Here is a 21,945-nt window from a genome sequence, read left to right as displayed (position 1 = left end):
ATTCGCTTGCGCAAAGCTCTGTCGCGCTCTAGAAGGCCGCAAACACCAGATGGAGAAGAGCCATGGGCTTTAAGATGGGTATTGTCGGCATGCCGAATGTGGGCAAGTCAACGCTTTTTAACGCGCTGACCAAAACAGCGGCGGCGCAGGCGGCCAACTTCCCGTTCTGCACGATCGAGCCGAACGTCGGCGAAGTGAACGTGCCCGACGCGCGGCTTTACAAACTGGCAGAGATTGCGGGCTCTAAGGCCATCATTCCGGCACGCATGACCTTTGTTGATATCGCCGGGTTGGTAAAAGGCGCGAGCAAGGGCGAGGGGCTAGGCAACCAGTTCTTGGCCAACATCCGCGAGGTTGATGCTATCGCCCATGTGCTGCGTTGCTTTGAAGACGGTGACGTGACCCATGTTGAAGGCCGCGTGAACCCTGTCGAAGACGCAGAGGTGATCGAGACCGAGCTGATGCTGGCTGATTTGGAGAGCATCGAGAAGCGCCGACAGGGCCTCGTGCGTAAGATCAAGGGCAACGACAAAGAAGCCGCGCAGCAAGACCGCTTGCTTGCCGCTGCTCAAGCGCTGTTGGAAGAGGGCAAGCCCGCGCGCATGGTTGCGGTTGACGACGAAGACATGAAGGCTTGGAAGGGCCTGCAACTGCTGACATCAAAGAAGATCCTGTTTGTGTGCAACGTCGATGAAGGCAGCGCGGCCGCCGGCAATGAACACTCGGAAGCCGTCGCCAAAATGGCGGCCGAGCAGGGCGCAGGATATGTGATCATCTCGGCGCAGATCGAGGAAGAGATCAGCCAGCTTGAAGACGATGAAGCGGCTATGTTCTTGGAAGAAATGGGCCTTGAGGAAGCGGGCCTTGATCGGCTTATACGCGCTGGATACGAGCTTTTGCACCTTGAAACCTACTTCACCGTTGGCCCGCAAGAGGCCCGCGCTTGGACGATCAAAGAAGGCACTCTTGCGCCGCAAGCGGCTGGTGTCATTCACGGCGACTTTGAAAAAGGCTTCATACGTGCCGAAACGATCGCCTTTGATGACTTCGTCACAGGCGGCGGCGAGCAGGGGGCCAAGGAAGCTGGCAAGATGCGCGCTGAAGGCAAAAGCTACCTTGTTAAAGACGGCGATGTGATGCACTTCCTGTTCAACAAGTAAGGAGTATGTTGATGCGTATTCCGGCGGCGATAGCACTTGTTCTTGGTTTGGCAGGTTGCAGCACGGATACGCTCGTTACGTCTGCTTACCCTGATCGTGAGGTGTTTCGGTTTCGCACCAGCGATGGCGCAGACGTGAACTCCTACACCTGCGAGAGAGGCCCGACAGTCGCGGCAACCAAAGCCCGCGCTGGCAAGGCGCACGCGTTTTTTGACAAGGGTATCAACGCCATTGGTGAGAAGTATGCCGTTCACATTCTAAATGGTGTCGATCCAGCGAAGATTAACAAGGGCATCGGTGCTGAAGCGGAGGTTCTGGTTGATACGACCGAGGCACGCTACCAGTGTTTGTTCTTTGATGCCCAATAGGCCCCTGGCGCTCATAGCGTGGTGCAATTGCGCAACGCCGGTTTTTCGCGTTGTTTGAATCTTTACTGTTTTCTGCTAGGGTGTTGGCATGAGGACCGCGCTGTAAATCATTGATTTTACTATTTTGCACCCTGCAAAGGGAAAGCAATCTGCGCGCGCATGGTGCTTATCGTTTTACCACTTCATTTGCCCCGCCCATGCGAGCCTGCCAAGCAGCAGGCCAAATCAAACCGTATCGGGGCGCGGGAATTGAGCAGGTGAAAACATGACTAAGACACTCCGTAAACCTATCGAAGGCACTCCGGCCACCGAACAAACCAGCACAGAACTGAAGCCTCAGGCCGTGCGCGAGATGCTGGGGCTAGAGCTCGCGGAAATGGCTGAGGTGATGGGCATGGGCGAATTTGGCTATTCAGCCTGGGAACGCGGCACCCGCCGACCAGGCGGCCCGGCTTTCCAGTTGTTGAAAGTGATCAACGACGCAGGCTCCAAAGTGCTACCGGTTTTGCGGGACGTCCAGTCTAATTAATAGCCCGCAAGTTTTTCACCCTCGGCCCGACTTTCGCCTTGTCACGCCTGCATCTCGCGGCTAAACCCACCGGCGGAGACGTGGCCGAGTGGTCGAAGGCGCTCCCCTGCTAAGGGAGTAGGCCCGGAAGGGTCTCGAGGGTTCGAATCCCTTCGTCTCCGCCAGACCATCATTGCTTAGATATCGAGTTCGGCACCAGCTAGGTGTGGTATAGGGTATGGTGATCGGGCTTTGGGTTTTCGGGCCTAGCTTCATCTCATCTCAATCTCATGTTTTGTTAAAGCTAACACGGCCGCAGGCGGTGGGGTTTTGGTGTGAGTGAAGGCAGGGAGTAACTGAGTAAAACAATCAAGTTGACATATCCTACTGTTTCACTCAGATATAAATCAAGTCAAGCCACCTCGATTCTTGTTCGAGGAAGCCCGACACGTGAATCATGTGAGGACTTCCAGATGCAACGATTGAAACCAACACAGCCCGAGGCCAAAGATACCCATGCCAGCGAACCGGCTTTCGGCAGACACAACGAACGTATGGATATGTTGTCAGCTGCGCTCGAAGGCGAAGTTATCTGTGCGAAATGGTTGTTTGAGCGGCAGCAGGATGCAGGGGGAATTGCGTCATGAGTTTTCATTCAACACCACCGCGGCAGACAAATGCGCCAAACTTGCCGACCTATTCAGCCCACGATTTGACAGAAGGCGGCGATCAGGCCCAGATCGTTCTGCGCGATCAAACTTACACCCTGCGCATCACGCGGGCCGGAAAACTGATCCTGACAAAATGAGCATTTCATCAGCACAACGTGGGGGCGCACCGGTTGGGTTTCTTTCGGAACTGGATGCGCTCGAAGCGGCGTCGGTTATCTACTTGCGGAGCTGGTGTGAGGGCGCGCGCGGCAACGATAAAATGCTGAGCGATTTTTCGAGCTGCCTGGGCGAGCGGCAGGGCCAGCACGCGATGGGGGCGTTTGAGGAACTGTGCAGGCTTTGCGCGCAGTTTGGTCGCAGACCACTCATGCGCCATGCTTTGAATTTTAAATGCCTCGGGTCGGATGAAGCCTGCTTTGCAAATTTCATCGGCGCTGCTGCAAACCGAGATCGCGACGACGCCATGATGATCGCCACTCTCTTGGTGCGGTCGGATATGGCTCCGCAGATCACATCGCTCGCCACCGACTTCGGCTTGGCCTTAAAGCGCATGAACATGTCTTCCCGGCAAGCCACGCCGCGAACCAGCATCCGCAACCTGGCGGATGGGACTTTTGAAATTCAACCTGAGGCAAAAACCCTCCACTAAACTAACAGGACTAAATATGAAAACCGTTTACCTTACTTCGACCGCCCTGATCGCAGCACTCGCGACACCTGCTTTTGCGGATGTTAAGTCAGATGTATTGGAGACCTACGCTGATATTGCCGCTGCCGGATACAGTGACAGCCTGACAACGGCGCAGGCTTTGCAAACGGCTGTTAACGCATTGGTTGCCGATCCGTCAGCCGAGGCTCTTCAAGCGGCGAAGGAAGCGTGGCTTAAGGCGCGCGTGCCCTACCAACAGACCGAAGTTTACCGCTTTGGCAACGCAATCGTCGATGACTGGGAAGGCAAAGTAAACGCCTGGCCGCTTGACGAAGGTTTGATTGACTATGTCGACGCGTCCTACGGCGGGCCGTCTGACGAAAACGCTTTTGCCGCATTGAACGTGGTTGCCAATCCGGCCTTCACGCTCTCAGGCAAGGAAGTCGACGCGTCCAAGATTACCCCTGCGTTGCTGTCAGAAACCCTGCATGAAGCCGACGGCGTTGAGGCAAACGTTGCTACAGGCTATCACGCCATCGAGTTTCTCCTTTGGGGGCAGGATCTTAACGGTCATGCAGCCGGAGCAGGCAACCGCCCTTGGACGGATTACGCCGCTGGCGATATCTGCACCCACGACAACTGTGAACGCCGCGGGCAGTATCTTGTTGCGGCAACAGATCTGCTGGTTTCCGATCTGGAATGGATGACGGCACAATGGGCAGACGCCGGCGCGGCGCGTGTCGGGCTTACTGGCAACACCGATGCGGGCCTCGCGGCTATTCTCACTGGCATGGGCTCGCTGTCCTATGGTGAAGTTGCCGGCGAGCGGATGCGCCTTGGCGTCATGCTGAATGACCCGGAAGAAGAGCACTCCTGCTTTGCCGACAACACTCACAACGATCACTATTATGACGGTATGGGTGTTCAGAATGTCTACCTTGGTGAATATGTCCGGATCGATGGCTCGCTGGTTTCAGGCCCGTCACTGTCGGATCTGGTGAAGGCGCAAGACGCTGCTCTTGATGTTGAAATGCGCAGCAAACTCGGCGGCACAATGATGTCGCTTGGCCGCATCAAGACTGCCGCTGAAACCGGTTTTGCCTATGATCAGATGCTGGAGCGGGGCAATGAGGCCGGCGAAGCATTGGTGATGGGTGGCGTCAACGGCTTCATTGATCAAACCCGTTCTATCGAGCGTGTCGTAAAAGTTCTCGGCCTTGACGGCATTGCGTTTGAAGGCTCCGACAGCCTCGATGACCCAGATGCCGTTTTTCAGTGAAACTGTCATAATCTAACACATTCTGGGTAACCTTTTCGACGGTTATCCAGAAGAACCATACTATAGGAAAACTCCAATGAAACTTCATACGACACTGGGCCTTTTGGCCCTTTCCCTTGCGGCTGCGGGTTCCACAGCTCAGGCCCAAAGTGCAGGCTTCTCATGGGAAGGCAGTGCCGAGATCGGCATCGACAGCACCGTTTCATCCGGTGATCCGACCGCCGAGTTAACCGATACCTACCTAACGCTTGAAGCCGCATTCGAAGCTGCTCTTTCGGAGCGTGTTGTGGCTTTCGGTGGCTTGACGTTTGAGTCGGTGACTGATGCGACAGGTGACCGCGCCTTTGAAGATATGGGCCTTTATATTGCCGAACTCGGCGTGCGGTTCAGCTTTGGAGAGACCGAGGTTGCGCTGGGTAAGCTGAGCCCGGCATTCGGTGTCGCATGGGACGAGGCACCAGGCTTTTACGGCACGTCTTTGGCCGAAGATTATGAGCTGAGCGAGATGATCGGTGCAACCCTGAACACCTCTATCGGTGCAAATGGCGCGCTTTCGTTCGCCCTGTTTTATGCCGACAACACGGAGCTGAGCAACAGCATCGGAACCAAGCGTGGTCGCAACACTGCGGCGGCGGGTGGTGTCGGCAACACCGGCAAGCTAAACAACGTGGCGCTGCAATACACGCACAACTTCGGCGATACGACAGCATGGATTGGCGGCAGGTTTTTGTCTGCGGGCCTGGGTGATGTTTCCGACGAGACGGGTATCGTTGCGGGTGTTTCGCACAGTTTTGGTAACGGCTTTGACGTGATCGCCGAAGTTGCACATTTCAACGGCGCAGGCGGCACGGCTGACGACGCAACTTACGCAACACTGGGCGGCGCTTACTCGTTTGACGACTGGACGTTCTCGGCCACGGCTTCAAATGTTGATTTCAGCGCAGGTGGCAATGACACCATGCTTGCGCTGGGCGTTGATCGCGCGATATCCGACAGCACCGAGATCAATTTCGGAGTTGCGCGGTTTGATATCGGCGGCGTCAAATCAACGTCTGTTGGCCTTGCGGCAGTGATGTCCTTCTAATGGAGCAAAGAAGGTTGAGCTGGTAGCCAAAAAAGCGCATCGACCGTGTTGTAAGAAAACAGTTAGGTAAAAGGCATGCGGCCTATCGCAGAAACAAAATGGTTCAGCCTATACACAGTGTTGCTCGTCGCTTTGTCGGCGGGCGGCATTGCTTTTGCTGAAGACGAGGGTGCGCCCGAGCAGTTGCAGCTGGGTGATCCGCATCTCAGTGTTATCCTCCGCACCGATAAAGAAGCGGCGCGCATTGCAAAGGTGACGGCCCCGACAACTGATTTTTCGGCACCTCAGAAGTTTGAAGAGCGCTCGGCAGGGGCCGCAACAGTTCGTGTTGCACCCGACAGCAATGCCTTTTCCGCGCCGTCCGGAAACATCACATTTGAAGACGAGTTGAACTTCAAGGTTGGCAACGGATTGTTCCGCAAGGTCTGGGTGTCCTCCCCGTCATCGACGCTGGCATCTGATGGTCTCGGGCCGCTGTTCAATGCGCGGTCGTGCCAGCGATGCCACATCAAAGATGGCCGTGGCCATCCTCCAGCGAACGCTGAAGATAACGCGATTTCGATGTTCCTGCGGGTGTCAATTCCGGCCCCGACCGAGGCAGAGGTATCCGAGATCGAAGGTTACATCGCGACATTGCCCGAGCCGACATACGGCAGTCAGTTGCAGGACTTTGCCGTGCAGGGCCACGCCTCGGAATACCGGCTTGATATCGCTTACACCGAGGAAGTTGTTACTTTAGCGGACGGTGCGAAAGCCTCGCTGCGGCATCCGACTTACACCGCCGCCGACCTTGGTTATGGCCCACTTCACCCCGACGCAATGCTCAGCCCGCGCGTCGCGCCGCAGATGATCGGCCTTGGTTTGCTAGAGGCGGTTCCGGCGGCTGACATTCTTGCTGGCGCCGACCCTGACGACACCGACGGCGACGGAATCTCGGGCCGTCCGAACATTGTTTGGTCGGTCGAGTTTGATCAGCCGATGCTAGGCCGCTTCGGGCATAAGGCGGGCAATCCGACGATCAAACAGCAATCGGCAAGTGCTTTTTCAGGCGATATCGGTATCTCCAACCCGCTGTTTTCAGCAGGCGCAGGCGAGTGCACGGCAGCGCAGACAGCCTGCCAGAACGCTGTTCACGGGGATGGCGATGACCGTGGCACCGAGATCGACGCCGAGGGCCTTGATCTGGTGACGTTTTACAGCCGAAACCTCGCGGTTCCGGCGCGGCGCGGCGTCGACGACGCCGAGGTATTGCGCGGCAAGCAGGTTTTTTACGAGACAGGCTGCATCTCCTGCCACAGGCCCGGTTTTGTCACACATCGGCTTGAAAATCAGCCTGAACAGAGCTTCCAGCTGATCTGGCCCTATACCGACATGCTGCTGCATGACATGGGCCCGGCACTTGCTGACAACCGCCCCGAAGCCCGTGCGACTGGCCGCGAATGGCGCACAGCGCCGCTGTGGGGCGTTGGGCTAACCAAACAAGTCAGCGGACATACGACATTTTTGCATGACGGCCGCGCTCGCTCGCTTCTGGAAGCCGTGCTATGGCATGGTGGTGAGGCCGCGTCACAACGCGCTGCTGTTGTTGACATGCCAACCGACGAACGCGATGCCTTGATCGCCTTTCTGGAGAGCCTATGAGATATTTTGCCTATGTTCTGGCCTTGCTCGTCACCCCGCTGAGCGCGCAAGCCGATAGCCACAATGCCTTGATTGAGGGTATTGTCGAGGCTCATATTTTGCCGGGGTTTGAAGCCCTTGCGACGCAGTCTCAGGCCCTTTCGAAGGCTGCCGAAGAAAGCTGTGATCCGGCGTCTGACACATTGCGCCAAGCCTATGGGCGGGCATTTGATGCATGGGTCTCGGTCAGTCACCTGCGGTTCGGGCCAACAGAAGTCAACGACCGGGCCTTTGCATTGGCCTTCTGGCCCGACAGTCGCGGGGTGACGCCACGTGCCCTTGCCGGCCTGTTATCAGAGCAAGATCCAATAGCCTCTTCCGTGACAGACTATGCGCAAGTCTCGATCGCGGCGCGCGGGTTTTACGCGCTTGAGTTTCTGCTCTACGACGACAGGCTGATGACAGCAGGGGAGGCGGGATATCATTGCACGCTCGTGCAAACCATCAGCGCCGATATCGCGCTCACGTCAAAGCACATCCTTGAAGGCTGGCAGTCAGGTTACGCCGTCACGATGCTCACACCCTCGCCAGACGGGGTTTATCAGACCGACAAAGAAGTTCTGCAAACGCTGTTCAAATCCCTCGCCACGGGGCTTGAGTTCACGGCCGACACACGCCTCGGGCGGCCTCTTGGCAGTTTTGATCGCCCACGACCGACACGCGCCGAGGCACGGCGCTCGGGGCGTTCGTCGCGGCATGTGATGCTTAGCCTGGAAGCACTTTCGAGCCTCGCTGCGCATTTGGCTGAGGGCGACAAGGCCCTGTCAGGCAAGCTTGAGGCCGCCTTTGAGCGGGCGCAGTCGCAGCTGGCTGATCTGAACGATCCGGTTTTTGCAGGCGTTAGCAACCCGCAAAGCCGCCTCAAGATCGAGATCGTTCAACAAGGCATTGCCGCAATCCGCACCATTGTTCGCGACGAGATGGGACCAGCATTGGGCGTTGCTGCCGGCTTCAATGCGCTTGATGGAGACTAACATGACCGCGCAGAACACAGGCCGCAGGCGCTTTCTTGGCGGTTTGCTCGCAGCGGGAGTTTTCCCCAAGCCGACATGGGCTGACGTTGGCGCGCCTGCATTCCTTTCAGCCGCTGCAAAGCCGGATGGCAGCTCTGTGCTCTGTGGTGTCGGAGCCAACTTGCAAGTGCTGTTTGAGTTGCCACTGCCTGCGCGTGGTCACGCCGCTGCTGCGCATCCGACCCGACCAGAAGCTGTTGCCTTTGCGCGCCGGCCGGGCACCTTTGCAGTGGTGATCGATTGCACCACCGGAACGCAGAGGGCCACGCTTTGCGCGCCCCACGGGCGTCATTTCTACGGGCACGGCGCGTTTTCCTCTGACGGCAGTCTGCTGTTCACAACAGAAAACGACTACGAGGCCGGACAAGGGCGCATTGGTGTCTGGGACACGCTGCAGGGCTACAAACGCATTGATGAGTGGGCAAGCGGCGGCGTTGGGCCGCATGATGTCAAACGACTGCCGAACAGCGAAACGCTTGTTGTCGCCAACGGGGGTATCGAGACACACCCTGACAGCGGCCGCACGAAGCTCAACATAGCGACAATGGCGCCGAACCTTGCCTATATAGCCGGCGGTGCAGTGGTTGAAAGGGTGCAACTAGCAGCGGAGTTGCACCGGAACTCGATCAGGCATCTTGCGGTTGGTGTTGGCGGGCAGGTTGCCTTTGGCATGCAGTGGCAGGGCAGCGGCCCGTTAAAAACGCTCGTCGGCGTTCATCTGCAAGGGGCAGAGGTTCAACTGCTGGAGGCGCCAACACAAGCGCTGCGGGCCATGCAGGGCTATGTCGGCAGCATTGCTTTCACGCCGGACGCTAAAGCGATCGCCGTTACCTCGCCTCGGGGCGGTGTGGTGCAGCTATATGATGCCAAAATGCAGGGGCAGTTGGAAACTTTTGCAATGCCAGATGTTTGTGGCATCGCGGCGGTGGGCGAGACACTCACAGTCAGCTCGGGAAATGGCGAGATGCGGCACTTGCTCGGTTCGACTCGGCTTTTGCGGCGGCTCACAGAGCTGAGATGGGACAATCATTTGGTTCCGGTTGCCTGATGGGAACAAGGGCTAAAGTAGGTCTTTCAGTTTACTTTTCAGTATCTTACCGGTAGGCGCAGCGGGCAACTTCTCGGTCAGGACAATCTGTGAAGGTCGCTTGTAGCCCGCAAGGCGTTCTGCGGCGAAGCTGCGCAGCGTATCAATGTCAGGCGCGTCGTCCGCGCTCACTTCAACAAAGGCCACAACCAGCTCGTCTCCGTCACGTTTCACGCCGATCACCGCGCATTGGATGACTTGCGGGTGATCGTTGAGCGCCGCTTCAACTTCCGGCGGATAGACATTGAACCCGCCGTGAATGATCAGCTCTTTGGCACGCCCGGAGATGTGCAGGTTGCCTGCTGCGTCATAGCGGCCCAAGTCGCCACTGTGCAGCCAGCCTTCCGCGTCAAGCGCTTTTGCGGTTTCGGCGGGGTTGCGAAAATAGCCCTTCATGATACCGCCGCCGCCAACCAGAACCTCGCCAACATCGCCCTCGGCTCCGGCGGCAGCCTTGTCAAGCTTGACCGATACACCGGGAAAGGGCGTGCCGACAGAAATGTCATCATTGCTCTCGGTATGGCTGGTTAGGCATACGCCTGCGGTTGTTTCGGTCATGCCGTAACCGTTTTGAAGGGGAATGCCAAAGAAGGCCTCGGCGCGGCGTTTCCAGTCGATATCCAGAGGTGCTGCGCCTGAAGACACGTATCGTAGAGTGGTTGCTGGCAGGCGGGTGTGGCCTTGGCCCCTAGTGTAATGCATCAGCTGTGCGTGCATTTGCGGCACCGCCGAAAGGAGCGTAACGCCGGAAGTGAGCGCCTCATAGAGCTTGGCGGGCGAAAACCGCGGGGCCAGCCGGACGGAAGCACCGGCGATTACTGCGGCCATGACGATCGAGGTCAACCCGAAAACATGGCTGATAGGCAGCACCCCATAAAGGACGTCAGCCGGCGTGACATTGCGGGTTGTGCAAGTGGCCCCACCGCCGAAGATCAGGTTGTCATGGGTCAGCATTACGCCTTTGGGCGGGCCGGTTGTGCCGGTTGTGTAAAGCAGTGTCGCAACATCGCTCAGGCTGTCATCAGGTGAGGAGAGCAGAGCTTTGCCGCTCAGCCCTTCAAGAACCGGTTCAGCGTCAAACCGCGCGGCATGTGCGCTTGCTTCGGGCGAGACTTTGTCGCTGAACAGCAGCATCGCGGGCCCGGCATGTGCGATGATACGGTCAATCTCGGGTGCAGTCTGACGGGCGTTTACCGGCACAACAGCCGCGCCAACACGCGAGCTTGCAAATATCGCTGCGACAGCAGGAGCACAGTTCTCGACGACGGCCAATACACGGTCGTTGCGACGCACGCCCAGGTCGGACAGCTTGTCAGCCAATGCCGCGCTGGCGCGGGCCAAGTCGCTGTAACTCCATATGTTGCCGAGGCTGTCGCTCAACGCGGGTGCGTTGGGGCGGGCGCGGGCCTGTTCATCGAGCAACGCGTGGATGGGCTGGCTCATGCGTCTTTGTCCGGTTCAAAATTGGTGGCTCTTTTTTGCAGGAAAGCGCTGATGCCCTCTGCGGCTTCTTGGCCACCCTGCGCCTCGGCCATATACTTGGTTTCTTGGTTAAGAATGTCTTCAAAGGGGCTGTCGACCGCACGATTGACCAGCGCCTTGATGCGCGATTGCGCCACGCGTGGCCCTTTGGCGATCATCTGCGCCAATGCTTCGGCCTCCGCCAAAGCAGCGCCTGGTTCGCTCAGAGCATAGATAAGCCCGTGGCCTGCCAGCTTTTCGGTGGTGACTGCACGCCCCAGCAGGCAGATTTCCATCACCAACTGGCGGGGTAAGGCCCGGCTCAGGCTGTGGGTTAGCGCACCGTCCGGTGTGAGGCCCGCCTTCACGTATGCCGCGCTAAACTGGGCGCCCTTGGCCGCAACGACCAAGTCGCAGGCCAAGGCCAGCGACAAGCCGGCTCCAGCTGCGCCGCCCTCGATGGCAGCGACCACAGGCACCGGAGCGTCGTGCACCGCGCGGATCATATCATTGAGCACCCCGATCGAGCTGATGCGCTCGTCAAGCTGCATTTCGCGGCGGGTGATCAGAACGTTGAGATCACCACCTGAACAAAAAAACGCACCGCCGGTGAGCACAAAGCACCCGATGCGCGGCTCGCAGGCAAGCACAGCCGCCTGCGTCAAGGCCTCGACAAGGCTCGCAGATAGGGCACCGCGTTTCTCGTCACTGTTGTGGACGATCAGGTAGCTGCCCTTGTCTTCAAGCCTTGCGCTCATACGCCGACACCCAATGCAATAAACTGCTCGAGGTGGTGGTCGGTATCGCCAAAGCGGTGGTCGGCCATTGTGATACGTTTGGCAAAACGGCCAAGCGCATATTCCTGCGTCATGCCGATCCCGCCGTGCATCTGGATACTCTCTTCGGTGACCAAACGGCCCACGCGCCCGATGATATTCTTGGTTGCCGAGAGCACAAAGTCGCGCTCGTTTGGTGCTGCATCAAGGTTACCAGCTCCCAAGATCACCGCCGAGCGCGCTTGCTCCAGCTCGACCATCATGTCAACCAGCCGGTGCCTCAGCGCCTGAAAGGTGCCGATAGGGCGACCAAACTGCTTGCGGGTGCCGAGGTATTCAGCCGTCATCTCAACAGCCGTTTGCATACTGCCGAGCGTCTCTGCAGATACTGCCAATGTTGCGGCAGCCATAGCGGCCGTGATGGCGCCGTAGGCGTCTTCCATCAGGAGGGTCGCAGGCGTGTTCTCTAGCGTGATGTCCGCGCCGCGCCCGCCTTGGATCAGGTCATATGCGCGCAGGGTCAGCCCGGTCGCGGCCTTGTCGACGCGGTAAAGGCCGATGCCTTGCTCGGCTTCCGGCGTGCCTGCGTGGCGTGCTGAAATGATAAAGCTGTCAGCGCTGTCGGCACCGACGATCACAGATTTCTCGCCCGTCAGCTTTCCGTTCTCAAAACGGGTTTCGACCCAGTTGTAGTCATAGCGCGCTGCCTGTTCGTTGTGCGCAAATGCCAGCCGCTCGGAACCATCAATCAGCGCTTCAACGCTCTCGCCAGCTGCCGCAAGCAGCAGGCCTGGAAGCAAGGCATTGTCGATCAGCGGCACTTCAACGTCGGCGCGCCCCAACTCCTCAAACACCACGGACAAGTCAAAACCAGCGCCGCCAAAGCCGCCCTGAGCTTCGCTGAACAATGCGCCGATCACGCCCAACTCGGCGAGTTGCGGCCAGAGATCACCCTCGGCACCGGCCAGAAACCGGCGCAGGGTATCTTGCAGCATTTGCCGCTCTTCTGTCAGATCAAAGTTCATTTTGCACCTCTCATCATGTGCTTGGAGTAGATCTCGCGCTGGATCTCGTTGGAGCCTCCAAAGATCGCCAGCTTGCGATTGTTGAAGTAGGGGCCGGCCACTTCACCAGCATCATACGGATCGGGCAGGGGCGTGTTGCTGGCGTCTAGTGCGTCACTGGCAAAAGGCATTGCATGCGGGCCAACAGCGCGGCGGGCGAGGTCGGTTATCTCCTGTCGGATCTGCGTGCCTTTGATCTTGAGCAGTGAGCTTTCAACACCCGGCGCTTGCCCCGCAGCGGCCTTTGAAACGATGCGCAAATTGGTTGTCGCCATCGCCATCAGGTCTATCTCGACCTGTGCCATACGGGCGGCAAAATGCGGGTTCTCTATCAGCGGCCGCCCACGTGCCTGCACCTTCTTGGCTATGCGCTTCACTGCGGCTAAACCAGCCCGCGAAGAGCCGACACCAGCAATATTCGTGCGCTCGTGCGTCAGCAGATACTTGGCGTAGGTCCAGCCTTTGTTCTCTTCTCCGACAAGGTTTTCGACAGGCACTTTCACGTCAGTAAACCAGACTTCATTCACTTCGGCACCGCCGTCGATCAGCGTGATCGGGCGCACTTCAATGCCCGGTGTGTTCATGTCTATCAGCAAAAACGAAATGCCCTCCTGCGCCTTCGCAGTGGTGTCGGTTCGCACGAGGCAAAAGATCATGTTTGCGTGTTGCCCGAGGGTCGTCCATGTCTTCTGCCCGTTGACGATATAGTGGTCGCCCTCAAGCACTGCACGGGTTTTGAGTGAGGCAAGGTCACTGCCAGCACCGGGCTCGGAATAGCCCTGGCACCACCAGTCATCGCCGTTCAAAATGCGTGGCAACCAGTGGTCCTGTTGCGCCTTGGAGCCGAACTTTTGCAACACGGGTGCCAGCATCGAAAGCCCGAACGGCACGATGCGCGGCGCGTCGGCCATGGCGCACTCTTCTTCAAAAATGTTACGCTCGACCGCGCTCCACTCGGCGCCACCAAAGCTCTTTGGCCAGTTCGCGGCGAGCCAGCCACGGGCATTCAGCTGCGCGTGCCAAAACTCCATGTCAGACTTTTCAAGGTCTTGCGAGAGCCGCACTTTTTCAGACAGCTCCTTTGGCAGTTTCTCGGCCAGAAAGGCCCGCACTTCTGCGCGAAAGGCCTCGTCTTTCTCGGAATAACTCAGGTCCATGATTGCTCCTTAACTGCCGGTGTTGGCACTATGTATTTAGGTCGTCAAAACTACGGTTGCTGGCGACAAGCTCTTGCAAAAGCGGGGCCGGTTGCCAGAAGTGATCGTCTTCTTTGGCAAAGCCTTCGATGTCGGCAAGGAGGTTGCCGAGCCCCTGTATGTCGGCCCATTTGAGCGGCCCTCCGTGATAGCGCGGAAAGCCGTAGCCCATTAGCAGCACCATATCGACATCAAGCGGACGTCGCGCGATGCCCTCGCCAACAACTTTCGCCGCTTCATTGACCATCGCTGCCATATATCTGCGCAGGATGTCGTCGTCAGAAAACGTTTTTGGCGTTATGCCAAGGGCTGCGCGCTCTGCTTCAATTAACGGCATGACATCAGGGTTGATGCTCTTGGAACGGCCCTCGTAGATATAGTAGCCGCGTCCGGTTTTCTGGCCGAAATGCCCCGCCTCGCAAAGCTTGTCAGCATGCTCGGATACGCGCTCGCGGGGGTGTCTGTTCGGGGCAAGACGCTTGCGGTTGGCCCAGCCGATATCAAGCCCCGCCAGATCGGCAACCGCAAAGGGGCCCATGGCAAACCCGAAATTTTCCAGCACACGGTCAATCTCGTAAGGGGAGGCTCCGTCGAGGATCATATGGTCGGCAGCGGTGCGATAGGTCGAAAGGATGCGGTTTCCGATGAAGCCGTCACAAACCCCGGAGCGCACAGTAGTTTTGCCGAGCATTTTGCCAAGCTCAAAGCCCGTCGCGACAACATCAGGCGCTGTGGCATCGGCCACAACAACTTCAAGCAGCCGCATCACATGAGCGGGCGAGAAAAAGTGCAGCCCGATCACATCGGCAGGCCGCGTGGTGTTCGCCGCGATCTCGTTGATGTCGAGATACGAGGTGTTGCTCGCCAAAATTGCGCTCGGTTTGGCATGTGCTTCAATCTGCGCAAACACTTGCTTTTTGACGGCCATGTCCTCGAATACGGCTTCGATGATCACGTCGGCATCGCTCAAGGCGGCATAGTCAGCTGCGGTTGTAAGCGCAGTGCCGAGCATCGCATCATGCTTTTGCTGGCTGATTTTGCCGCGCTTGAGTGCGCCTGCAAGGTTGCCTGCAACGCGCCCGCGCGCGGCCTCGGCGGCTTCCTCCGTCATCTCGATCAAGCTCACGCGCAAGCCCGCCAGCAAAGCTGCCGTGGCAATGCCCGCGCCCATCGTTCCGCCTCCGATCACACCGATCGAGTTCAGCGCGCGGGGGGCAACGCCTTTGAGCTCAGGTAGTTTTGAAACCTGACGTTCGGCAAAGAACGCGTGGATCATTCCCTTGCGTTGATCAGTGTCCATAAGGCTCATAAACAAGCGCCGCTCTTCTTTGAGGCCCTCTGCAAACGGCAGGCTGGCCGAGGCTGCGACTGCGTCAAATGCAGTGACTGGCGCCAGTTGCCCGCGGGCTTTTTTGACAACTTCGGCGCGCATGGCGGCAAAGTCGGGTGCTTGCGGTGCAGGACGGGCGCCAACCGGCCGTGGCTTCGCGCCCTCTGCGACAAGCTCTGTCGCATACGCCAATCCAAGCGCGCGCGGCTTGCCGTCTTCAACCCTGTCGACAATGCCAGCCTCAAGCGCTTTTGCGGCACTCACAGGTCGCCCCGATGTGACCATAGCAACCGCCGTTTCGTAACCTGCCAACCGTGGCAGGCGCTGTGTGCCGCCAGCCCCCGGCAAAAGGCCAAGGTTCACTTCAGGCACACCAAGCTTTGTTGAGGGCAGCGCAAGCCGGTAATGACAGCTCACCGCAACCTCAAGCCCGCCGCCCAACACCGTGCCGTGCAGCGCGGCAACGACCGGAATAGGGCAGGCTTCGATCTCGTCGCACACCCCTGGCAGGCCGGGCTCGACAGGCGGCTTGCCAAACTCGCGAATATCAGCCCCCGCAAACCAAGTGCGACCTTCACCATAAATCAGCACCGCCTTCGCGCCCTCGGCAACTGCTCGCTTGATACCCTCACTGAGCCCGCGGCGCACCTCTGCGCCAAGTGCGTTCACAGGCGGGTTGTTGGCGGCGAGAATGACGATATCGCCGTCGCGTTCAAAGCTGATGCTCATTGGAGGCTCCCATGTATGCAAAACTGTGCTAGCGGGCTTTTGCCCGTTTCATGCGCAGTTTCGCTTGAACCGCGACCACAATTCAACCACTGATCAAAAAGCCGTTACGTCGCACTTGCTATTTTCCGTAGTAAAGCCGCTGCACATGTGCCGCTTCGGCAAAGAAAAGCCAGCGTCCGGCAGCCACACCGGCAACATGCGCAATGACGATCACAAGTGCCAGCACATGGCCGACGGGCAAGAGCAATAGTAGCGCGGCAGGCAGGGCATAGCCCAACACCAGCGCGATGATGCGCAACTTGAACGCATGCTTGCGGCCAACGTCATAAGCCATCTCTTTGAGCAGGTAGTTCTGCCCCGAATGTGGCGGCTCAAGCAAGCGCAGTTTGCCGATGCGGCCAAGCCCCGTGGCGCTTTCCAGTGTGGTGCCAGAAAGGCCTTTCTCGTCGCCCTTGATCCAGGCCCAAACCATAAGAAAACCAAGCATGGCCAAAAAGATACCAGCCATTCGGACTTGCCCCGCCAGCAGCGCACCACCGCCTAATGCATGCAGCAAGAAAACCGGCGGTGTGGTCCAATCGTGCCAGCGCGGCACGGTTTTGAGCTGGGTGTAGATCATCGAGGTGGTGAACACCGTTCCGATGCACAAAACGGCCCCGAGCAGCCCAACCATACGCAAGCGTATGTCAAAGAAGATCAGCGCAATCGCGTAGACAGCCATAACCAACAGCGATGCGACCGCCATAACGCCTTCACGGCTGAGCCAGCTCGACCGCCACTGGCTAAAGGCCTTGATCGCGTTCTTGGGGTTGGCCAAATGCCCGACAGAGGCCAGCAAACCTCCAACCGCCAGCGTATACCCAAGCGTAAAAAATCCGAAAGCAACCCAACCTGCGACAGGCGGTAAGCCAAGACCGAGGTAGGCCAACAAGCCAAAGCCGAGGCCCGAGAACATGGTGAAGATGATAACGGAAGGTGCTGGATGCATCAGAACTTCTCCAAGGCTTTGTCGAGCCAGCCAAACAAGCCTGCAGCGTCTTTATACTTAGGCTCAAGCGCGGCGTCTGACGGCACATCTTTAAGTCGTGGCGGCAGGTATTTATTCACAGGTTTGGTGCCCATTTCCGGCATCAGGTCCATGCCCTCGCGCTCGGCCACAAGGCGGCTCACATCGCTGTCAGGGTCGCCCAAATCGCCAAAGTGGCGCGCACCGGCAGGGCAGGTGCGCACGCAGGATGGCACGCGGTCTTCTTCGGGGATGTTCTCATTGTAGATGCGATCAACGCAGAGCGTGCATTTCTTCATCACACCGAAAATCTGATCGAGCTCGCGCGCCCCGTAAGGGCAGGACCACGCGCAAAGACCGCAGCCCATGCAGTCATCTTCATTGACCAACACGATACCGTCTTCCTCGCGCTTATAACTCGCGCCCGTCGGACATACGGTAACGCATGGTGCGTCTTCGCAGTGCAGGCATGACTTGGGGAAATGCACTGTTTGCGAGCATCCGCCGCTCTCGGGCTGCGCTTCAAAACTGTGCACACGGTTGAGGAAAGTGCCCTGTGGCTCGGCGCCGTATGCGTCAACATCTGACAGGGCCGTGCCATAGTTCGAGGTGTTCCATTCTTTGCAAGACACAACGCAAGCATGGCAGCCAACGCATGTGTCCAAGTCGATCACAAGGCCGAGTTTTTTCTCGGTGCTTTTCGGCAGATCTGTCATGCGGCCTCCTCGAAAGCTTGCGTGGCGAAGGCATCAAGGTCGGCATTAAACCGCTCCGGCTTCTCCCAAAATGGTGCATGGCCTGCGTCATCATACTCATAAAACGTTGCGCGCGGTATGGTGGCGACAGCTTCCTCAACCATCGGCCGCGTTACCAAGCGCTCCTGCGCGCCCCAGTTCACGAGGCAGGGGCGGCGCATTCTAGCGGCGGTCTCGCGGTAGTCCTCGTTTCGCATTCGGCAGGCGCGGCGCACATGCGGTTTGCACATCATATTGAACCAGACCATGTGGTTGAAATCTTCCGGCTCGGGTTGAGTTGCAAAGCAGGCCCGCAAAAAGGCCTCGACGGCTGCGTGCTGCACATTCTTGTCTTCTTCATACATGCCCAATGCCGCGACGTCCGGATCATCGAGCCTTGATTTGCGCGCCGCCTCTGACAGGTAGCGCCCTGTTGTCAGCGAAGAGCCAACAAGCCCGCTGCCGGCCAAAGCATCATCGCCATATGCGCGGATATAGTCATTGACGATCCAACCGCCCATCGACCAACCGATCAGGAGCGGTTTGTGCAATTCGAGCTGCTCGATCACGGCAGCAATGTCAGCGGCCCATGTCGCCGAGGTGCTATAGGCTTCCGCCTCATCAGGCGCCTGAGAGAAACCATGCCCGCGCAGGTTCGGCATAATCAGCCGGTATTTCTCGGTCAAAAACGAGCGCTCTTGGCGCTTGAAGCTTTCGGAACATTGCGACCAGCCATGTATCAGGATGATTTCAGGGGCGTTGAGCGGCCCGACATCCGACATCGAAAGCGTCACACCTCCGTGGCCTTCAACCCATGTGTTTGCGCGCCGTTCCATCAGAAGTCCTCCCCGTAGCTGACATTCTTCGGCCCTTTGCCGACAGGGCTTTTTGACGATGGCAGCTGTGGTTCGCTCTGATTTCCCTTATGCCCTTTGGTATCAGCCTTCTCGATCTTCACCCGCAAGTCAAACCACGCGGCTTGGCCTGTAACAGGATCAGAGTTCGCCCAACGGAGCCCGTCGCCCTTTGGCGGCAAAAGCTCGTTGATCAGGTGGTTGAGCAAAAAGCCCTGCTGGGTTTCCTGAGCATCCTCAGACAATGCCCAAGCACCGCGTTTTTTGCCGATGGCATTCCATGTCCAAAGCGTCTTGCCGTTCACGCCGTCCATGCGCGCGACAGGAACCTTGATGCGCCCGTGCGGCGAGGTGAGATAGGCCCAGTCGCCGTCTTCAAAGCCGTGTTGCTCCCAGACATTGCCAGGCACGAACATCTTGTTCACACCGGTAATCTGACGCAGCCAAGCGTTCTGGCTACCCCATGAATGATACATATGCATGGGCCGTTGCGTGAGTGCGTGCAGCGGGTATTCTTCTTCGCTCACAAGGCTTTGCTCGTAAGGCGCATACCAGTGCGGTAGCGGTGTCATGGCCTGCACAAGTTGCGCGCGCAGGTGCTCGGGCGGCTGTCTGTCGCCGTAGCCCTCAGCTGCGAGCTGCATTTTGCGCATCGGCTCAAGGTAAAGGTTGAACACGTAAGGCGCGGGGGCATCAAACAGGCCGATTTTTACAGCCCAATCCTGATACCCTTGGTTCCACGGCTTGTAAAACTGCGCATCGTCGGGCAGATGCGCGCTCCAGAACCCGCCATTGGCGATGTATTTATCAAGCTGCTCGGAGTTCGGTTTGCCACGGCCTTCTTCCGTTCCATCACCACGAAAGCCCGCCAAAGGCCCAACACCAGGGCGGCGCTCGTGGTTGACGATATAGTCGGCATAGTCTGCATACTTTTGGCTGCCGTCTTCATTCACAAACCCGGGCAGGCCAAGCCGCGCACCAAGGTCGCATAATGCCGACTGAAAGCCCTTCACATTGCGGTCTGGCTCAACCACAGGCCAGCGGATCGCATCGGCGGCGGCATCCGCCTCGCAAATCGGGCGGTCGAGCAATGAGATACAGTCGTGCCGCTCCAGATACGTGGTGTCAGGCAGGATCAGATCAGCATATGCAACCGTCTCGGAGCTATAAGCATCCGAGTAGATGAAATGCGGGATCACATACTCGCCGCTTTCGTCTTTATCTGTCAGCATGTCGATCACCGAAGAGGTGTTCATCGACGAGTTCCAAGCCATATTGGCCATATACATAAACAGCGTGTCGATCTTGTAAGGCACACCAGCATGCGCGTTGGAAATGACCATATGCATCAGCCCATGCACGCTCATAGGGTTTTCCCACGTGAAGGCCTTGTCGATACGCTGTGCGCTGCCGTCTTTGTTGATCAGCAGGTCTTCCGGCCCCATCGGATAACCAAGGTGCGGCCCGGGAAGCGGCTGTCCGGGCACGTCGGCGCCGTGCGGCTTCGGATGCGCTTCCGGCGGCTTGGGGTAGGGCGGCTTGAAGCGAAAACCGCCGGGCACTTCAACGCTGCCAAGCAGGATTTGCAGGATGTGCAGCGCGCGGCAGGTCTGAAAGCCGTTGGAATGCGCCGAGATACCACGCATCGCATGAAACGAGACAGGCCGCCCGATCATCTGCGCGTGCTTCTCGCCTTTCCAGTCAGTCCAGGGTTGATCAATCACGATCTCTTCTTCAAAGGCCACGCGCGCCAGATCAGCGGCGATCGCCCTGATGCGCTTGGCCTCAACGCCGCAGCGCTCTTCGACGGCCTCGGGCGCATATTGCGCATCCATGTAAGCCTCGGCGAGCAGCTCAAACGCAGGCCGATACGTGCTGCCAGCCTTGCGATAATGGCCAGACAGCTTGGGCTTTACACCCGCGCCGTCATAGTCGGCCGGCTTGCCAGTGGCGCGGTCAAGCACCTGCGCTTTGCCGCTCTCACTGCGCAAAAACAGCCCCGCATCCGGCCCGCTCTCAGCACAATTCACCAAAAAACCAGCGTTGGTGTAGCGGCTCAGGTAGTTGAGGTCGATCTGCCCCGCCTTGAGCAACTCATGGATCAGCGCCATGATAAACAAACCGTCAGTGCCCGGAGTGATACCAACCCAGTCATCTGCAATCGCGTTATAGCCAGTGCGAATGGGGTTCACCCCGATCACCCGCGCACCACGTTCCTTGAGTTTACCAAGGCCGATCTTGATCGGGTTGCTGTCGTGGTCTTCGGCAACGCCAAAGATCATAAACAGCTTGGTGCGGTCCCAGTCGGGCTGCCCGAACTCCCAGAACGCGCCGCCCATCGTGTAGATACCCGCCGCGGCCATGTTGACCGAACAAAACCCGCCGTGCGCGGCATAGTTGGGTGTGCCAAACGCCTGCGCCCAAAGTGAAGTGAAGCTCTGGCTTTGGTCGCGTCCCGTGAAAAACGCCAGCTTCTCGGGCGCACTCTCGCGAAGTGGCGCCAGCCAGCTCTCGGCAATGCTATAAGCCTCATCCCAGCTGATCTCTTCAAACTCGCCCGAGCCGCGCGGCCCGACCCGTTTCATCGGCGCATTCAGACGCGAGGGCGCATAGTGCTGCATGATGCCAGCCGAGCCCTTAGCGCATAAAACGCCCTTGTTCACAGGATGGTTTTTGTTGCCTTCAATGTATTTAACTTTGCCGTCTTGCATATGAACATTAATGCCGCAGCGGCAGGCGCACATGTAACAAGTGGTCTGGCGTATCTCGTCAGAGACTTTCGGAGAAGGGCGTGCAGAGATTTTGCCAGACGTCTTGCCAGACCTCTTGCTAGAAGTCCCGCTTGTCGCCTCGTCATTATCTGTCGCCATGATGCGCATTCTCGTCTTGATTTGAGCTGCCCGTGATCAGGCGCTGTCCTGTTGCAAAAAAGGATGCCGCAGCAGCTTTGGCGCGTCAAAGAATTTCCTCTGTCTGCATTTGTCCGCCAGACATCTCACAAAGGCTGGCATAGCACCACAGCAGGTAAAACAAGGGGGCATCGGCGCATTGGCGCTATCTGATCAGCCAGCTATTTGCAAACTGGAGTCATTGTTTGTCGGTTGATAAGGCCAGTTGTGCGGTGCTTGTAACAAAGCGCGCCGCCAAGTCGCGCCTTAAACTGCGCGCGTGTTGATTCGAATTTTCGTTAAGAATAGTTTGAATGCGTTGCAAATTTCCGGATGGCCCGCAAAAACTTCATTTCCGAATGAGAAACAATCCAGTTCAGCTTAGAATTGTGAATTGATTCACCTCGG

20 protein-coding genes and 1 tRNA gene are annotated in these 21,945 nt (G+C 58.0%); 12 read left to right on the top strand and 9 right to left on the bottom strand.

The window, feature by feature from the left end:
- Nucleotides 1-62 precede the first annotated feature (62 nt).
- The 12 genes from ychF (at nt 63) to KO498_RS16280 (ending at nt 9,460) form a co-directional block, all read left to right on the top strand.
- Nucleotides 63-1,160, top strand: coding sequence for a redox-regulated ATPase YchF (gene ychF, locus KO498_RS16335; RefSeq protein ID WP_215960988.1), 1,098 nt, complete (start codon nt 63-65; stop codon nt 1,158-1,160).
- A gap of 11 nt (nt 1,161-1,171) precedes the next feature.
- Nucleotides 1,172-1,528, top strand: coding sequence for a hypothetical protein (locus tag KO498_RS16330; protein ID WP_215960987.1), 357 nt, complete (start codon nt 1,172-1,174; stop codon nt 1,526-1,528).
- A 265-nt stretch (nt 1,529-1,793) separates the two neighbouring features.
- Nucleotides 1,794-2,057 carry a helix-turn-helix domain-containing protein gene (locus KO498_RS16325; protein WP_215960986.1) on the top strand — a complete coding sequence of 88 codons (264 nt, stop codon included), beginning with the start codon at nt 1,794-1,796 and terminating at the stop codon, nt 2,055-2,057.
- Nucleotides 2,058-2,131: 74 nt separating this feature from the next.
- Nucleotides 2,132-2,221, top strand: a tRNA-Ser gene (locus tag KO498_RS16320).
- 288 nt (nt 2,222-2,509) lie between these two features.
- Entirely contained in the window at nt 2,510-2,683 is a 174-nt protein-coding gene (locus KO498_RS16315; protein ID WP_215960985.1) for a hypothetical protein, read from the top strand.
- The gene (gene hemP, locus KO498_RS16310) at nt 2,680-2,844 is read left to right on the top strand and encodes a hemin uptake protein HemP (protein WP_215960984.1); all 165 of its coding nucleotides are present in this window, start codon (nt 2,680-2,682) and stop codon (nt 2,842-2,844) included. Before KO498_RS16315 ends, hemP begins: the two co-directional genes overlap by 4 nt.
- Nucleotides 2,841-3,356 (top strand): hypothetical protein, encoded by a 516-nt coding sequence (locus KO498_RS16305; RefSeq protein WP_215960983.1) that lies wholly within the window; start codon nt 2,841-2,843, stop codon nt 3,354-3,356. Before hemP ends, KO498_RS16305 begins: the two co-directional genes overlap by 4 nt.
- A 16-nt stretch (nt 3,357-3,372) precedes the next feature.
- Nucleotides 3,373-4,635, top strand: a complete 1,263-nt coding sequence (locus KO498_RS16300; RefSeq protein ID WP_215960982.1) for an imelysin family protein — start codon at nt 3,373-3,375, stop codon at nt 4,633-4,635.
- 76 nt (nt 4,636-4,711) lie between these two features.
- Entirely contained in the window at nt 4,712-5,719 is a 1,008-nt protein-coding gene (locus KO498_RS16295) for a porin (protein WP_215960981.1), read from the top strand.
- 75 nt (nt 5,720-5,794) lie between these two features.
- Nucleotides 5,795-7,360: a di-heme oxidoredictase family protein gene (locus KO498_RS16290; RefSeq protein WP_215960980.1), complete on the top strand. Its 1,566-nt coding sequence runs from the start codon at nt 5,795-5,797 to the stop codon at nt 7,358-7,360.
- Complete coding sequence (locus tag KO498_RS16285; protein WP_215960979.1) at nt 7,357-8,373, top strand: imelysin family protein; 1,017 nt, start codon at nt 7,357-7,359, stop codon at nt 8,371-8,373. Before KO498_RS16290 ends, KO498_RS16285 begins: the two co-directional genes overlap by 4 nt.
- Nucleotide 8,374: 1 nt before the next feature.
- Nucleotides 8,375-9,460 (top strand): DUF1513 domain-containing protein, encoded by a 1,086-nt coding sequence (locus tag KO498_RS16280; protein ID WP_215960978.1) that lies wholly within the window; start codon nt 8,375-8,377, stop codon nt 9,458-9,460.
- 12 nt (nt 9,461-9,472) lie between these two features.
- Here the strand turns inward: KO498_RS16280 and KO498_RS16275 are convergent, their stop codons facing one another.
- The 9 genes from KO498_RS16275 to KO498_RS16235 form a co-directional block, all read right to left on the bottom strand.
- Nucleotides 9,473-10,942, bottom strand: a complete 1,470-nt coding sequence (locus tag KO498_RS16275; protein ID WP_215960977.1) for a class I adenylate-forming enzyme family protein — start codon at nt 10,940-10,942, stop codon at nt 9,473-9,475.
- The gene (locus KO498_RS16270; RefSeq protein ID WP_215960976.1) at nt 10,939-11,718 is read right to left on the bottom strand and encodes an enoyl-CoA hydratase-related protein; all 780 of its coding nucleotides are present in this window, start codon (nt 11,716-11,718) and stop codon (nt 10,939-10,941) included. The genes KO498_RS16275 and KO498_RS16270 overlap by 4 nt, the downstream gene beginning before the upstream one ends.
- A complete protein-coding gene (locus tag KO498_RS16265) occupies nt 11,715-12,761 on the bottom strand; it encodes an acyl-CoA dehydrogenase family protein (protein ID WP_215960975.1) in 1,047 nt (348 codons plus the stop codon). Before KO498_RS16265 ends, KO498_RS16270 begins: the two co-directional genes overlap by 4 nt.
- On the bottom strand, nt 12,758-13,957 hold the full coding sequence (locus KO498_RS16260; RefSeq protein WP_215960974.1) for an acyl-CoA dehydrogenase family protein: 1,200 nt from the start codon (nt 13,955-13,957) through the stop codon (nt 12,758-12,760). The genes KO498_RS16265 and KO498_RS16260 overlap by 4 nt, the downstream gene beginning before the upstream one ends.
- A 28-nt stretch (nt 13,958-13,985) precedes the next feature.
- The gene (locus KO498_RS16255) at nt 13,986-16,055 is read right to left on the bottom strand and encodes a 3-hydroxyacyl-CoA dehydrogenase NAD-binding domain-containing protein (protein ID WP_215960973.1); all 2,070 of its coding nucleotides are present in this window, start codon (nt 16,053-16,055) and stop codon (nt 13,986-13,988) included.
- Between the two features lie 118 nt (nt 16,056-16,173).
- Nucleotides 16,174-17,043, bottom strand: coding sequence for a dimethyl sulfoxide reductase anchor subunit family protein (locus KO498_RS16250; RefSeq protein WP_215960972.1), 870 nt, complete (start codon nt 17,041-17,043; stop codon nt 16,174-16,176).
- On the bottom strand, nt 17,043-17,777 hold the full coding sequence (locus KO498_RS16245; protein WP_215960971.1) for a 4Fe-4S dicluster domain-containing protein: 735 nt from the start codon (nt 17,775-17,777) through the stop codon (nt 17,043-17,045). The genes KO498_RS16250 and KO498_RS16245 overlap by 1 nt, the downstream gene beginning before the upstream one ends.
- Complete coding sequence (locus tag KO498_RS16240) at nt 17,774-18,631, bottom strand: alpha/beta fold hydrolase (protein WP_215960970.1); 858 nt, start codon at nt 18,629-18,631, stop codon at nt 17,774-17,776. Before KO498_RS16240 ends, KO498_RS16245 begins: the two co-directional genes overlap by 4 nt.
- On the bottom strand, nt 18,631-21,519 hold the full coding sequence (locus KO498_RS16235) for a molybdopterin oxidoreductase family protein (RefSeq protein WP_215960969.1): 2,889 nt from the start codon (nt 21,517-21,519) through the stop codon (nt 18,631-18,633). Before KO498_RS16235 ends, KO498_RS16240 begins: the two co-directional genes overlap by 1 nt.
- Between the last annotated feature and the right edge of the window lie 426 nt (nt 21,520-21,945).

It is taken from the genome of Lentibacter algarum (assembly GCF_018860975.1).
In the GTDB taxonomy this organism is placed as follows: Bacteria; Pseudomonadota; Alphaproteobacteria; order Rhodobacterales; family Rhodobacteraceae; genus Lentibacter; species Lentibacter algarum_A.
Note: the sequence above shows the minus strand (reverse complement) of the source record. Positions and strands in the feature narration are given on the sequence as shown.

Bases quoted from the DNA above. Each gene is read 5' to 3' on its own strand.
- ychF (WP_215960988.1), top strand. From the start codon at position 63: ATGGGCTTTAAGATGGGTATTGTCGGCATGCCGAATGTGGGCAAGTCA.
- KO498_RS16330 (WP_215960987.1), top strand. From the start codon at position 1,172: ATGCGTATTCCGGCGGCGATAGCACTTGTTCTTGGTTTGGCAGGTTGC.
- KO498_RS16325 (WP_215960986.1), top strand. From the start codon at position 1,794: ATGACTAAGACACTCCGTAAACCTATCGAAGGCACTCCGGCCACCGAA.
- KO498_RS16315 (WP_215960985.1), top strand. From the start codon at position 2,510: ATGCAACGATTGAAACCAACACAGCCCGAGGCCAAAGATACCCATGCC.
- hemP (WP_215960984.1), top strand. From the start codon at position 2,680: ATGAGTTTTCATTCAACACCACCGCGGCAGACAAATGCGCCAAACTTG.
- KO498_RS16305 (WP_215960983.1), top strand. From the start codon at position 2,841: ATGAGCATTTCATCAGCACAACGTGGGGGCGCACCGGTTGGGTTTCTT.
- KO498_RS16300 (WP_215960982.1), top strand. From the start codon at position 3,373: ATGAAAACCGTTTACCTTACTTCGACCGCCCTGATCGCAGCACTCGCG.
- KO498_RS16295 (WP_215960981.1), top strand. From the start codon at position 4,712: ATGAAACTTCATACGACACTGGGCCTTTTGGCCCTTTCCCTTGCGGCT.
- KO498_RS16290 (WP_215960980.1), top strand. From the start codon at position 5,795: ATGCGGCCTATCGCAGAAACAAAATGGTTCAGCCTATACACAGTGTTG.
- KO498_RS16285 (WP_215960979.1), top strand. From the start codon at position 7,357: ATGAGATATTTTGCCTATGTTCTGGCCTTGCTCGTCACCCCGCTGAGC.
- KO498_RS16280 (WP_215960978.1), top strand. From the start codon at position 8,375: ATGACCGCGCAGAACACAGGCCGCAGGCGCTTTCTTGGCGGTTTGCTC.
- KO498_RS16275 (WP_215960977.1), bottom strand. From the start codon at position 10,942: ATGAGCCAGCCCATCCACGCGTTGCTCGATGAACAGGCCCGCGCCCGC.
- KO498_RS16270 (WP_215960976.1), bottom strand. From the start codon at position 11,718: ATGAGCGCAAGGCTTGAAGACAAGGGCAGCTACCTGATCGTCCACAAC.
- KO498_RS16265 (WP_215960975.1), bottom strand. From the start codon at position 12,761: ATGAACTTTGATCTGACAGAAGAGCGGCAAATGCTGCAAGATACCCTG.
- KO498_RS16260 (WP_215960974.1), bottom strand. From the start codon at position 13,957: ATGGACCTGAGTTATTCCGAGAAAGACGAGGCCTTTCGCGCAGAAGTG.
- KO498_RS16255 (WP_215960973.1), bottom strand. From the start codon at position 16,055: ATGAGCATCAGCTTTGAACGCGACGGCGATATCGTCATTCTCGCCGCC.
- KO498_RS16250 (WP_215960972.1), bottom strand. From the start codon at position 17,043: ATGCATCCAGCACCTTCCGTTATCATCTTCACCATGTTCTCGGGCCTC.
- KO498_RS16245 (WP_215960971.1), bottom strand. From the start codon at position 17,777: ATGACAGATCTGCCGAAAAGCACCGAGAAAAAACTCGGCCTTGTGATC.
- KO498_RS16240 (WP_215960970.1), bottom strand. From the start codon at position 18,631: ATGGAACGGCGCGCAAACACATGGGTTGAAGGCCACGGAGGTGTGACG.
- KO498_RS16235 (WP_215960969.1), bottom strand. From the start codon at position 21,519: ATGGCGACAGATAATGACGAGGCGACAAGCGGGACTTCTAGCAAGAGG.